Origin of the sequence: Streptomyces sp. PA03-1a, assembly GCF_033792805.1 — a bacterium.
Lineage (GTDB): Bacteria > Actinomycetota > Actinomycetes > Streptomycetales > Streptomycetaceae > Actinacidiphila.
Genome location: NZ_JARAVO010000001.1, coordinates 1 through 12833, shown reverse-complemented (window position 1 = coordinate 12833; position 12833 = coordinate 1). Strand labels below are relative to the sequence as shown.

The window sequence follows — 12833 nt, the reverse complement described above, 5'->3', positions numbered from 1 at the left end:
GTTGCCCGTGCGGGGCCCGGGGACCGACGGCGAGGGCTGCCGGGTCACTTGTTCAGGGCGTCGACGAGGGCGTCGACGTTGTCGTTCATCCACGCCAGGTAGTCCTTGCCCGCGGGCAGGGTCTCGGTGACGGGTACCACGGGCACACCGGCCGCCTCGGCCGCCGACTTCACCTTCTCCGTCTGGGCGCCGGAGGTCTGCTCGTTGTAGACCAGGGCCCTGACCTTCTTGCCGGGGAAGAGGTCCAGGGTGGCCTTGAGCACCTTGGCGGACACGTCGCCGCCCTCCTCGACGGCCTCGCTGAACTCTTCGGGGGTTTGGTTGACCAGGCCGGACGCTGCGAGCAGGTAACCCGGCACGGGCTCGGTGATCGCCACGCCCTCGCCGTTGTGTGCGGACTTCAGGGAAGCCTCCTTGTTCTCCAGCGCGGTGAGGCTCTTCTTGAAGGCGGCGGCGTTCTTGGTGAAGGTGCCGGCGTGGTCCGGGTCCGCCTTGCCCAGGGCATCGGCAACGTGGTCGGCGATCTTGCTGACCGAGGGGAAGTCGTACCAGACGTGCTCGTTGAGCTCTCCGCCGGCCGGAGCGGTCCGGCCCGAGACCTCGACGGCGTTGATGACGTCCGCGGAGGCGTTGCCGCTCTTCAGCATCCGGTCGATGAAGTCGTCGTACCCTCCGCCGTTCTCCACGACGATCTTCGCCTCGGACAGGGCCAGTTGGTTGCGGGTGTCGGCCTCGTAGGAGTGCGGGTCCTGGTCGGGATCGCTGATGATCGACGTGACGTCGACCCGGTCGCCTCCTATCCGCTCGACGATGTCGCCGTAGACGTCGGTGGAGGCGACGACGGAGATCCTGGACGCGGAAGCGCTGCTCTTGGCGCTCGCAGCACCGTCGGAGGAACCGCCGCAGCCGGCCAGCAGACCGAGTGACGCGGCACCGGTCAGCAGATGGCGAGACGGGGAGAGGACTGGGACATGACGGAAGCCTCCAAGGGCTGCGAAGGGGCGTTGCCGGGTGGGCGCAAGGCCACACGCACACCGGCAGCTTAGATGAAAATGAATACCACTATCGACAGGGGTCGGGCAAAGGGCATCCTGAAGGTCGTTGCGTCACCGTCAGGGTGTGTGAATGGCACATATCGGGCGCTACGATGCTTATCGGTTGTCGATGCTCTACCGGTGACGAACAACCGGCGACGCGTTCGCATGCGAGGCGTCATGGAAGGAGTCCTGATGGAGAGCACAGGCCAGCACCGTCCGCACGATCGGCACGAGCACGCTCATGGCGAAGGTTGCGGCCACGTCGCCGTGCCGCACGGGGACCACACCGACTACGCCCACGACGGTCACATCCACCGCACCCACGGCGACCACATCGACGAATGCAATGCTGCGGCCCACGTGGCCCACGAAGGGCACGGCCATCAGCACGCCGAGGGTTGCGGCCACGTCGCCGTGCCGCACGGGGACCACGTCGACTACGTCCACGACGGGCACCGTCACGCAGCCCACGACGGGCACTGGGACGACCACTGACGGATTCCGCCGGCTGCCGGGTGCAGCGCCCGGCACGTCATCTCGCCCGCCCTCGCCGGCACCGGAAAGGGCCGCTTGTACGCCCCCGGCCGGGCTCGAATGTCAGGCCAGTTCCGCCGCCACGGTCGCCAGGTCTTCGTAGGTGCCGTGGACGCCGTCGGTGTTGCCCAGGCGATGGTGTTCCAGCCGGATCGCACCGATGTGACGCGCCCGGTACACGTGGGAGCGCCACACCGCGGCGGGTGAGTCCGCCGGCGAGCCGTAGCCGTCGGCGTCCCAGAACGCGTCCCGCTCGCTGCCGGGCCTGGCCCGCGCCATGTGGATGGTCCAGTCCGCCGCCGGGTCGCCCCACAGGGTCCGGTCCAGGTCCAGGACCCCGGTGATCCGGGGCTCGGGAGAACCCTCGGCGATCAGGACGTTCACGGTCCACAGGTCGCCGGCGAGCATGCGTGGCTCGGCGACCTCGTCGAGCACCGCACGGCGCTCCATGGCGGGGGCCGCCACCTTGCGGAGATCCGCCGCGTCCAGGCCGACGCCGTCGAGGTCGGTGGCGATGTCCTCGAGCGAGGCGACGACCGCCTCGCTCCACGTGGCGTACCCGGGACCGGTGACCGGCCCGAAGTGCGGGCCCCGCACCGAGTGCACCGTCCTGGCCACCGCGCCCAGTTGCCTGAAGAACCCCGGCCAGGCCGATCGGGGGTATGCGTCCAGATGGCCCGGCGCCGGCACGCCGTCGAGCAGGCTCTGCACCATCCAGTCCCGCCCGATCACCTCGTGCGACCAGTCGGCGGCGATCACGCGCGGCATCAACGGCGCGACCACCGACAGCCACGGCACACTCGCGTACTCGTTGCGCATCAGCTCCCGCTCGGAGAGGAACTGCCTGCGTGGCTCCGGTGCGACGCGCAGGATCACCGGCCGTTGCCGCCCGGCCAGTGTCAGGCGGTACGTGTTGTTGTACATGCCCAGGCCCAGCTCCACGGCCGAGACGACCCGGGCCGCGGCTCCGAAGGCGCGGCCGGCGACGGCCTGGATCTCCTGCGCGGACAGGCCCTGCTGAAAGGCGTGTTCGGCGCGCAGGATCGGCTGGAAGTCCACATCCGTCCTTCCCCGGCCCACCGGCCGCCGCCTGGGCCCTGCCACCCGGCTGCGCCCCGACAGCACAGAGACTAGCCGTAGGGGCCTGGAGCGCCCGAACCCGTGGTCGCCTATGACGTGCCGAAGATTTCGACCCCGGCCTGTAAGCGGGCGCCGCGACCGGACATAGACAGGATGGAGGCGATGTGGACACAACAACCGATGAGCAGCGCTTCACCAGCGTGTACAGGGCGACTTACCCTGCGGTCGAAGCGTACGTGCGTCGTCGCATCCACCCTGACCAGGCGAGGGACGTGGTCGCCGAGGTGTTCCTCGTCGCGTGGCGCAGGTTCGACGAGGCGCCCGCCTTCGACGTGCTGCCGTGGCTGTACGGCGTGGCACGGCGGACCCTGGCCAACGCCCACCGTGCCGACCAGCGGCGCGCAGGTTTGCTGGAAGTGCTTGCCGTCCAGCCCAGGGAAGATGTCGGTGATCACGCGGACGTCGTCGCGGATCGTCTCCAGTTGGCGCAGGCGTTCGACGGCCTGAGCGAGTCCGACCAAGAGGTGCTGCGTCTGGCACTGTGGGAGGAGCTGACGCCGAAGGACGCGGCGCGCGTCCTCGGGTGCTCGTCCGCCACCTTCCAGGTCCGCCTGCACCGTGCGCGCAAGCGTCTGCGCCGACGGGTCGCCTCGCACCCCGCCGCGATCGAGCGACCGTCACAGGGCACTCAGAACAGCGCGTTGCCGAGGCTGACATGGGGTGGATCCGATGCATGACACCGACGAGCGATTCCGGGCCCTGGATCCGGCCATGGGTCGGGCGGAGCTCCTGACCGCAGCCGAGCGCGGGACCTTGCTGGAGAGGACCCTGCGGACCCCCCGCGAGAACGGAGCGGCGCGGCCCCGGCGCTCCGGGGCCCGCGCGTGGGGCCTGGCTGTCGCGGTGGCAGCAGCGGCGACGGCCATCGCGGTGGTGGTTCCCCAGGTGTCCGGCCCGGCAGCGCAGCCCGCGTACGCCGTGACGCCGGAACCACTGCCACTGCGCCACTCGGACAGGCCCGCCGCCGAAGTCCTCGAGGCCCTTGCCGGGCGGGTCGGGGCACTGCCGGACGACTCGCCGTCGTCCGGTACCGAGCGCTTCGTGCAGGACAGTTGGTCCCTGTCGACCCGCATCGACGGCATCCAGGTCACGTCCGCGATCGTCCCCGAGCGAAGGGTGACGTGGAAGAAGCCGGACGGGTCGCAGACGTGGCGCGTCCGCACCCTGGAACCGCAGTTCCAGACCGCGGAGCAGCGCGAAACGTGGGAGGACGCCGGCTCTTTGGGGAGCGCACGGGAGGAGTACACCGACTCGGCAGGTCCCGCCGACCCCGAGGACGTCCGCCATCAGGAGGCGCCCTCCGACGCGGAGGGAATGAAGCGCTGGCTGCGCGCGGGGTACGAGACGCATGGGGCGGGTGAGCTCTTCGACTCGGTCGCCGAGCGCTACCTCGACAACAGCTTCTCCCCGGCCCAGCGGGCCGCGCTGCTGAGGGTCCTGAGCACCGTCGAAGGCCTCGAGTACCGCGGCGTCGTGAGCGATCGCGCGGGCAGATCGGGGGACGCCTTCTCCGTGGCGACCGCCTACGGCGGCCTTCCCAAGGTTCAGACCCTCGTGTTCGACCCTAGGCGTGGTCAACTGCTGTCGTACGACGAGCAGTTGACCAACGATGCCGGCGCCCTCAACGTCAAGGTTCCCGCCGTTGTCCTCTACATCAACTACCTCGACAGCATGTGAGGGGGGAAGCGGGGACGAGTACCTGCCGCTCACCGGCCGGTCCGCCGTGCGGATACGTTGGGCGCATGACGAGCCTCACGCATCCGCGACTCTCCGGGCTGGGGAGCAATCCCGCGGCTTCCGACGACGTCCTGGTGCGCCTGGCCGCGCACGCCGCCGGTCGGCACGGGGTGGAGCTGCGCGATGGCCGGCTGGCGGACGCCGTCGTCGAGGCCCTGCTGACCCACGGCGGCAGCGACAGCGGCGTGCTGATGCGCCGGTCCCTGATCTCCCCGGAGATGCGCCGCCGGATCGCCGCGCATCCCGACGCCGCGATCCGCGACGCGCACGCGGACTTCATCCGCTCCATGGTCGACCTCGGCGTGCCGACCCACATCGAGGCTCTTGAAGAGGCCTATGGCGAGCCGAGGAGGGCACTGGCCGGCGCGCCGGACCCGAAGCTGCGTGCCGCGGTGGCGCAGACCTGGTGGGAGCGGCCCATCGAGGTGCAGGTGGCCCTGCTCGCCGACCCCGATCCGCAGGTCCGGGCGGCCGCGACGACGCACGAGCGACCGGGAGTTCCGCCGGAGTGGTGGGACCGGTGCCTCGCCGACCCCGCCACCCGTGCCAACGTGGCGTGCCACGTCCCGCTCACGGGGGAGCAGTTCCTCGCGCTCATGCGAGACGGGGACGAGGACGTCCGGCAGGCCGTCGCCGGAAACCCGCACCTGACCGCCGACATGGTGGCCCGGCTCCTGGACGTGGACGATCCGATCGTGCGCGTCGCGATGGCCCAGAGCCGGCACGTCGACGCGAAGACCCGGGACAACTTGTACGCCCACGTCGAACGGCAGCGCGCGGACGGCAGCATCGAGGCTGAGGTCGCGCTGAACTGGCACCCCGTCAGGCCAGGCTGGCTGAGCGAAGCGCCCCTCGACGAACGCCTGACGTACCTGGACAGCCCGCATGTGGCATTCCGGCGCGTACTGGCCTCCTGCCGCGACCTGCCCCAGGAGGCGTGGCAACGGCTCGACGACGACCCCGACCTCCAGGTCCGCCGCATCGCCGCCCGTCGGCCCGACACGCCCCCGGAGGTCCTGGAACGGCTCGTACGTGCCCACGGTGACGAGTTCCGCGTACGGCCTCCGCTCGTCGAGCACCCCCACTTCCCCCGCCACATGTTGCCTACGTTCGCCGACGAACCGGATGCCCGTGTGCGTCACGTCGCCCTGCAGGACCCCGAACTGCCCCCGCCGGTCCTGGAGCGACTTGCCGCCGCGGAGGAGCCCTTCCTGCGTCAAGCGGTCGCGCGGCACCCCAACATCACGGACGCACTGCTGGAACGACTGCTCTACGACCCGGATCCGGAGGTCGTCCACAGTGCCGCCGCCAACCCCGTGCTGCGCCCCGAGCGGATGCATGGCATCCTCGCCGACGCCGGCTTGTGAGGCCGGACGGGGCCCGGTGCCGCGGTGTTCACGCAGTGATGAGCACCTCCAGCGCATCGCGCCGGTCCATCGCCCGGTAGCCCTCGGGCACCTGGTCGAGGGAGACGGTCGCCTCAGGCCTGCTTGAGCAGTTCCCGGCAGGCGGCACGGGCGATCCAGGTCTGGGCGCGGTCGAAGGCCCAGCCCCGTTCGCCGACGAGCGTGATCCAGGCGTGCGGGCCGAGGTGGAACCACAGCACGTCGACGGCCTCGGCGCGACTCACCTCGGAGCGGAGCGCGTCGAGCGCCACGAGGCGGTCCGCGACCCGGTTCAGGGCCTGGACGTAGTCGTCCGCCCCCTTGTCCAGCACCGCCTTGACAGCCGGTTCCCCGGGCGGATCCCGGTAGAAGAGCCCGTACACCAGCTCCCAGTGGCGTTCGTGCGTGAGCCGGGTGCCCGCGGCGGTCAGCTCGACGACGGCGCGCGGGTCGTCGCTGGTGTCGACGGCGGCGAGGGAGTCGGCGATGGCGGGGTCGGTGAGGGCCGGCTCCAGCAAGGCCGTCAGGATCTTCGGCTTGTTCCCCACGCTGCTGTACACCGTGGGCACGGCGACCTTCCCCGCCTCCGCGATCTCCCCGATGGTCACCCCGGCGTATCCACGGGCGAGGAAGAGCGCCTGGGCGCTGTTCAGGATCGCTTCGCGCGTGCTCGCGGCCGAATGGGCGCGCAGCGGGGAGTGGTACTTCCGGCTCGTCACCGACGCATCGTACCCCTCCACCGTAAGTGACTATATTGACAATAATTACTTCTAATGAATATGTTCCGCCCCATGAACCACTCCTCCCAAGAGCCCATGGCCGTCATCGAGACCCGGCTCGCCCACGAGGTCCACCGCGTAGCCACGACACTGCTGGCGGAGGCGGCCGTTCGGCCTTCCGCACCCCTGAGCACGCTGGCCCAGCTGCGTGACTTCCTCGTGGTGAACCTCCGCCACCACCACGAGACCGAGGACGAGGACCTGTGGCCGCGGATCCTGACGACCGCACCGTCGGCCGCGGACGCGCTCAAGGAGCTGAGCGCGGAACACGAGCGCCTGGACGAGGGCCTCGACCGGCTCGCCGCCGTCGAGTTGGGCGACGTGGAGGGCGACGGAGCCCGGGCCGCGCTCCGCGAGGCGGCCGTCGCCGTACGCGACACGGTGCACAGCCACCTGGCCCACGAAGAGCCCGTCCTCTTCCCGGCACTGCGGGAGCACATCACGCCCGAGTACTGGGCGGACTTCTCGCAGCGGGTGATCGCCACCACGCCGCCCGTGGCCGGACACCTGATGATCGGATTCCTCGACGAGGTGGGGTCCGCCGAGGAGGTCGCACTCATGCTCGCCGCCCTCCCGGAGCCGGTGCGGCCGCTCGTGCCCGTGCTGCGCCAGCAGGCGGCGGACGACCTCCGGAGCCTGCGCGGCGTCGAGGCCTGACCTGGGCACGAGGGGCGGGGTGCCCAGGCCGGCGGACGGACGCCGGGCGGCCCCGCCCCGAGGGCGGATTCGGCAAGCGGGAGCGGGGCCGCATCTCCAGGGTGCGCCCCGGAGCGGCCCTGGACACCTCGGGGCGCACGGAGGCCGGCGAACCGGCCGGGAGCGACGCTCCGGGCCCGGGCGGCGCGAAGCAATAGACGAAGGTATGGGTGCCGCCGCCGGTGGCGACTTACGTCACCCGTGGAACGCAGACTTTCTGCCGAAGTCCGGCGCCGGGCCCGCGCCATAGCGTCCTTTCCATGAACCGAACTTCGCGTACGGACACCGTCCCCCTGGCCCAGCGCCCCGCACCGCTCGCCGCCGGCCTGCTCGGTGTGGCGCTCCTCCTGCTAGGCGGTGTGCCGCTGGCCGGGCGGCTGCTCGCCCATCTGGCCCTCTGGGGCGCCGCCCTGACCGTCCCCGGACTGCCCCACCTGGCCCTCTTCGCCGTGGGTGCCGCGCTGCTGGCCCTGTTCTGGCGCCGCCGGTACGCCGCGGCCCCGGCCGCCCCTCCGGCCGGTGAATGACCGGGACGCACAGGAAGACCACACGGGCCACCACGTCATGACCGATTCCCCCATCGTCCCCGCCGTCGAGACCATCGGGCTGGGCAGGCGCTACCGCCGCGGGTGGGCGCTGCGCGACACCTCCTTCCGCCTGCCCGCGGGGCGCGTCTGCGCGCTCGTCGGCCCCAACGGCGCGGGCAAGACGACCCTGCTGTCCCTGGCCGCCGACCTGATCACGCCGACCACCGGCACGATCACGCTGTCCGGGCACCGTCCCGGCAGCGCGCGGGCCCGCCGGAGCACCGCGTTCCTCAGCCAGCAGAAGGCCCTCTACCCGCGGTTCCGCGTCAGCGAGGTCCTGCGCATGGGCCAGGAGCTGAACCCCACCTGGCACCAGGAGACCGCCGAGTCCGTCATCGACGCCGGCGGGGTCCCCCTGAACGCCCGGGTCGGCACCCTCTCGGGCGGACAGGCCACCCGCGTCGCCTTCGCCCTCGCCCTGGGCAAGCGCCCCCGCCTGATGCTCCTGGACGAGCCGATGGCCGACCTGGACCCCCTGGTCCGGCACCAGATGACCGACATCCTCCAGTCCGAGGCCCGGCGGCACGGTTCGACCGTCGTGATGTCCTCGCACCTGGTCTCCGAGCTGGAGAGCGCCTGCGACTACCTCGTGCTCGTCAACAACGGCACCGTCCGGCTGGCCGGCGAGGTGGAACTCCTCCTCGCCGGGCACCGGCAGCTCACCACGCGCCGACGGGAGGATCTGGACGGCCACCAGGTCATCGCGACCACCGGCAGCGACGGAGGGTTCACCTCGCTGGTGCGGACCCCCGACGCACCGCCCCACGACGCCGACCACCGCGCCGCCACCCTGGAGGAGCTCGTCCTCGGGTACCTCAGGACGCCCGACGCACCCGCGCTGCTCACCCCGAGCGCGCAGGTCACCAACGGCCGCGAGGTGGTGGCGGCATGAGCATCGGCACCCGCACCGGCACGCCCACCGGCACGCGCACCGTCGTCCGCCGCCGACCGCGACTGCACGGGCTGACCTGGCTGATCTGGCGGCAGAACCGCACCGCCTTCTGGATCGGACTGGCGGCCGCGGCAGCGATCGCCGTCTACGCCGTCGTACAGCACCAGCACATCGCCGCGGCCGTCGCCGCGCAGCACCTCGACGCCTGCCACGGCCACGAGTACTCCGACTCCTGCCTCGGCCGCCTCAACACGTTCGGGCAGCGGTACCAGTTCCCGATGCGGCGGCCGCTCCAGGCGATGCTGCTGCTGCCGTTCCTGTTCGGGCTGTTCCTCGGCGGGCCACAGCTCGCGCAGGAGCTGGAATCGGGCACGTACCGCACGGCGGCCACCCAGTCCGTGACCCGCATGCGCTGGTTCGCGGCGAAGCTGGGTGTGCCGCTCGCCATGACCGCGGTCGTCAGCGGCGTCATCGCCGCCGCCATGACCTGGTGGTGGCACCCCGTCGCCAAGGCCATGGGCCCCCTGTTCGACTGGCACATGTGGTACCCGTTCTACGGGGTCGGGCCGGTCGTCGTCGGCCTCAGCGTCCTGCTCTACCTCCTCGGGACGACCCTCGGCCTCGTCCTGCGCCGTACCGTCCTGGCCATGGGGGCGACCCTCGTCACCGGCGCCGGGCTGTTCGCCCTGCTGGAAGCGGTCCGGCCCGGCATCTGGCCGGTCAGCACCGCGTACGCGCAGCACACCTCGGAACCGCCGGCCCCCAGGACCGCGTGGCTGCTGGCGGACGGCCCGCTGTCCAAGGACGGGCGGCGCGTGGCCGAGGCCTGGGACTGCTACGCCGCCGGGAACGTGAAGCAGTGCCTCGCCTCCCGCGGCATCAGCGGCCGCTGGGCGGAGTACCACCCCGCGTCGGACTTCTGGCCGCTGCAATGGACGGCCACGGGCCTGTGCCTGGCACTGGGCGTCGCGCTGGCCGCCCTGTCCGTGTGGTGGATCCGCCGGAACCCCGCCTGATCGGATCCGCGTTCCTCGGGCGACCCCGCCAAAGGAGGACCGGCGCTCCCTGGATCGGTGATGCCTTCATCCGTGCGGCGCCCCCGCCGAACCTGGTGGTGAGCGGTTCGGGGCCCGGCCAGGGCCCCGACCGCGGACCGAGGATGCAGGAGAGCTGAACATGAGCGTGAACGGGATCGCGGTGATCACCGGCGGCAACCGGGGACTGGGCCGGGCCACGGCCCTCGCGCTGGGCGCCGCGGGGACGGACGTCGTCGACGAGGGGCTGCGCACGGCGATGGCCGAGCGGGCGGCGCTCGGCCGCGTCGGGGAGCCGGAGGACATCGGGCCGGTGGTCGCCGCGCTGGATCACCGCGCTGGGGGAGACCCTGCTGCAGACGCGCCTGTCGGTCGCGCTGCTCGGGGACGAGACGCGCTTCACCGGACCGGCCCGCAGCTTCGTCTACCGCTGGTTCACCGACCCCGCCGCCAGGCATGCCTACCACGAGGACGACCGGCCCGGGCTGAGCCGCCGCTTCGTCGCCGACCTGCGCGCGGTCTACTCCCGGCTCGGCGCGGACTCGCGGGCCGGGGCCATCGTCGAGGCCTTGCTCGCCCAGAGCCCGGAGTTCCGCGACCTGTGGCAGGCACACGAGATCGGTGTGCGGTGCGGCGAGGTGAAGCGTCTGCTCCACCCGGAGCTGGGGCTGCTCGAACTGAACTGCCAGGTGCTGTACGACGCCGCCCAAGGCCAGTCCCTGCTCGTCTACACCGCCACCCCGGGCTCGGAGACCCACGAGAAGCTGCAACTGCTCCCGGTGCTCGGCGACCGCGCGCCCGGCACCTGAGCCGCGGCCCCCCGGTCGCGGCGGGCGGCCTCACGGTTCGCCGTTGCCGTGGCGCCCGCGGCCGGGCAGCATCTCCTGCACCTTCGCCTTGAAGCCCTGCCGGACCATGGCGGCGCGGTCGGAGTCCCCCTTGAGGACGGACGCGGCCGCCGCCTCGATCTGGTCCAGCGTGGCGTGCGGCGGGATCGGCGGGACGGCGGGGTCGGTGCGGAAGTCCAGGACGAACGGGCGGTCCGCGGCCAGCGCCCGCTGCCAGGCCCCCTCGACCTCGCCCGGCTTCTCCACGCGGAGGCCGTCCAGGCCGATGGAGCGGGCGAAGTCGGCGTAGGCGACGTCCGGCAGGGCTTGGGAGGGCAGGAACTGCGGCGCTCCGGACATGGCGCGCATCTCCCAGGTCACCTGGTTGAGGTCGCCGTTGTTGAGCACGGCCACGACCATCCTCGGATCGGACCACTCGCGGTAGTACTTGGCGGCGGTGATGAGCTCCGCCATCCCGTTCATCTGCATCGCCCCGTCACCGACCAGGGCGATCGCCGGGCGGTCCGGGTGGGCGAACTTCGCGCCGATCACGTACGGCACACCGGGCCCCATGGTGGCGAGCGTGCCGGACAGGGAACCGCGCATGCTACCGCGCATCCGCAGGTGCCGGGCGTACCAGTTGGCCGCGGAACCGGAGTCGGCGGCCAGGATGACGTCCTCGGGCAGGAGCGCGTCCAGCGCGTGCACGACGTACTCGGGGTTGATCGGGTCCGCTTCGACGCCGGCACGGCGCTCCATGACCTCCCACCAGCGGGCCGTGTCCTTCTCGATCTTCCTGCGCCAGCTGCCGTGCTTCGTGCGTTCCAGCTTCGGCAGCAGCCGCGTCAGGGTCGTCCTGGCGTCGCCGACGAGGTTCACCTCGAACGGGTAGCGCAGGCCGACCATGAAGGGGTCGATGTCGATCTGCACCGCGCGGACCTTGCCGAACTCCGGCAGGAACTGGCTGTAGGGGAAGCTGGAACCGATCACCAGCAGGGTGTCGCAGTCCTGCATCAGCTCGTAGCTGGGCCGGGTTCCCAGCAGGCCGATCGCCCCCGTGACGTACGGCAGTTCGTCCGACAGCGCGTCCTTGCCGAGCAGCGCCTTGGCCACACCGGCGCCGAGCGTGTCGGCCAGCTGCTCCACCTCGGGCCGTGCGCCGCGCGCTCCTTGACCGATGAGGACGGCCACCTTCTCGCCCGCGTTGAGCACCTCGGCCGCCCTGTCCAGATCGGCCTCGTCGGGGACCAGGGTGAAGGACGGCATGCCCAGGCTGGACGGCACCATCTTGAACGCGTGCTGCGGCGGGGAGTAGTCGAGTTCCTGGACATCGGCCGGGATGATCACGGCCGTGACCGTCCGCTTCGCGGCCGCCACCCGCATCGCCCGGTCGATGACGTTCGGCAGCTGCTCGGGGACGGTCACCATCTCCACGTACTCCGAGGCGACGTCCTTGAACAGGCTGAGCAGATCCACCTCCTGCTGGTACGAGCCGCCCATCGCGCTGCGGCTGGTCTGCCCGACGATCGCCACCACCGGAACGTGGTCGAGCTTCGCGTCGTACAGGCCGTTGAGGAGATGGATGGCGCCGGGGCCCGACGTGGCCGCGCAGACGCCGACCCTGCCGGAGAACTTGGCGTACCCCACCGCCTGGAAGGCGGCCATCTCCTCGTGGCGGGCCTGGACGAACCGCGGGTTGTCGTCCGCCCGGCCCCAGGCGGCGAGCAGTCCGTTGATGCCGTCACCGGGATAGGCGAAGACGTGCTCGACGTCCCATTCGCGAAGCCGCTGCAGGACGTAGTCGGACACCTTGATGGACATGGGAGTCACCCTCCGGTTCGGCTCAACGTCGTCGGTGGCGGCGCACCGTGACGGCCGTACCGGTCGCCCCGGCCACGAGGGCGACGGTGGTAGCGTCGTCCGCTTCCGCTCGTCGGTGAACCGATTCGGTGCCCCAGTCACGCGTTCCCGGACCGTACGGTGTCTAACGCCCCCGGCACTGACCGGCCAGATGAGCATGCGGACGGGCGGTTCACCGGCGTGTCCTCGGGTACCCGATGGTCCTGCCGTGAGGGACAACCGCGAGGAGGAAGTGATCGATCATGCGGGCGACCGTGTGGCACGGCAAGCACGACGTACGGGTCGAGACCGTGCCCGACCCCCGGATCGAAGAGCCGACCGACGC

At 71.4% G+C, this 12833-nt stretch carries 13 protein-coding genes; 9 read left to right on the top strand and 4 right to left on the bottom strand.

From position 1 onward, the window contains the following. Positions 1-44 precede the first annotated feature (44 nt). Positions 45-944, bottom strand: coding sequence for a metal ABC transporter solute-binding protein, Zn/Mn family (locus tag PV341_RS00065; RefSeq protein WP_500356315.1), 900 nt, complete (start codon positions 942-944; stop codon positions 45-47). Between the two features lie 285 nt (positions 945-1229). On the opposite strand from PV341_RS00065, the gene PV341_RS00060 reads away from it, so the two are divergent. Further along, positions 1230-1532: a hypothetical protein gene (locus tag PV341_RS00060; protein WP_500329105.1), complete on the top strand. Its 303-nt coding sequence runs from the start codon at positions 1230-1232 to the stop codon at positions 1530-1532. 102 nt (positions 1533-1634) lie between these two features. On the opposite strand, the gene PV341_RS00055 is transcribed toward PV341_RS00060, so the two are convergent. Then, a complete protein-coding gene (locus PV341_RS00055) occupies positions 1635-2630 on the bottom strand; it encodes a phosphotransferase family protein (protein ID WP_500356254.1) in 996 nt (331 codons plus the stop codon). A gap of 185 nt (positions 2631-2815) precedes the next feature. Here PV341_RS00055 and PV341_RS00050 point away from each other — a divergent pair, with 185 nt between their 5' ends. The 3 genes from PV341_RS00050 to PV341_RS00040 all read left to right on the top strand — a co-directional run bounded on the left by PV341_RS00050 (position 2816) and on the right by PV341_RS00040 (position 5815). Next, complete coding sequence (locus PV341_RS00050) at positions 2816-3388, top strand: RNA polymerase sigma factor (RefSeq protein ID WP_500329103.1); 573 nt, start codon at positions 2816-2818, stop codon at positions 3386-3388. After that, a complete protein-coding gene (locus PV341_RS00045; RefSeq protein WP_500356253.1) occupies positions 3381-4388 on the top strand; it encodes a CU044_5270 family protein in 1008 nt (335 codons plus the stop codon). Before PV341_RS00050 ends, PV341_RS00045 begins: the two co-directional genes overlap by 8 nt. Positions 4389-4453: 65 nt before the next feature. Continuing rightward, positions 4454-5815: a hypothetical protein gene (locus tag PV341_RS00040; RefSeq protein ID WP_500329101.1), complete on the top strand. Its 1362-nt coding sequence runs from the start codon at positions 4454-4456 to the stop codon at positions 5813-5815. A 113-nt stretch (positions 5816-5928) separates the two neighbouring features. Here the strand turns inward: PV341_RS00040 and PV341_RS00035 are convergent, their stop codons facing one another. Then, on the bottom strand, positions 5929-6552 hold the full coding sequence (locus PV341_RS00035) for a TetR/AcrR family transcriptional regulator (RefSeq protein ID WP_500329100.1): 624 nt from the start codon (positions 6550-6552) through the stop codon (positions 5929-5931). Positions 6553-6624: 72 nt separating this feature from the next. On the opposite strand from PV341_RS00035, the gene PV341_RS00030 reads away from it, so the two are divergent. The 5 genes from PV341_RS00030 (at position 6625) to PV341_RS00010 (ending at position 10630) form a co-directional block, all read left to right on the top strand. Then, positions 6625-7269 carry a hemerythrin domain-containing protein gene (locus tag PV341_RS00030; RefSeq protein ID WP_500329099.1) on the top strand — a complete coding sequence of 215 codons (645 nt, stop codon included), beginning with the start codon at positions 6625-6627 and terminating at the stop codon, positions 7267-7269. A 299-nt stretch (positions 7270-7568) separates the two neighbouring features. Continuing rightward, complete coding sequence (locus tag PV341_RS00025; RefSeq protein ID WP_500329098.1) at positions 7569-7835, top strand: hypothetical protein; 267 nt, start codon at positions 7569-7571, stop codon at positions 7833-7835. A gap of 37 nt (positions 7836-7872) precedes the next feature. After that, positions 7873-8787, top strand: coding sequence for an ABC transporter ATP-binding protein (locus PV341_RS00020; protein ID WP_500329097.1), 915 nt, complete (start codon positions 7873-7875; stop codon positions 8785-8787). After that, the gene (locus PV341_RS00015; RefSeq protein WP_500356251.1) at positions 8784-9803 is read left to right on the top strand and encodes an ABC-2 membrane transporter-related protein; all 1020 of its coding nucleotides are present in this window, start codon (positions 8784-8786) and stop codon (positions 9801-9803) included. The genes PV341_RS00020 and PV341_RS00015 overlap by 4 nt, the downstream gene beginning before the upstream one ends. A gap of 347 nt (positions 9804-10150) precedes the next feature. Beyond that, positions 10151-10630, top strand: coding sequence for an MmyB family transcriptional regulator (locus PV341_RS00010; RefSeq protein ID WP_500356313.1), 480 nt, complete (start codon positions 10151-10153; stop codon positions 10628-10630). A 30-nt stretch (positions 10631-10660) separates the two neighbouring features. Here the strand turns inward: PV341_RS00010 and PV341_RS00005 are convergent, their stop codons facing one another. Continuing rightward, entirely contained in the window at positions 10661-12469 is a 1809-nt protein-coding gene (locus tag PV341_RS00005; protein WP_500329095.1) for a thiamine pyrophosphate-requiring protein, read from the bottom strand. Positions 12470-12833 lie beyond the last annotated feature (364 nt).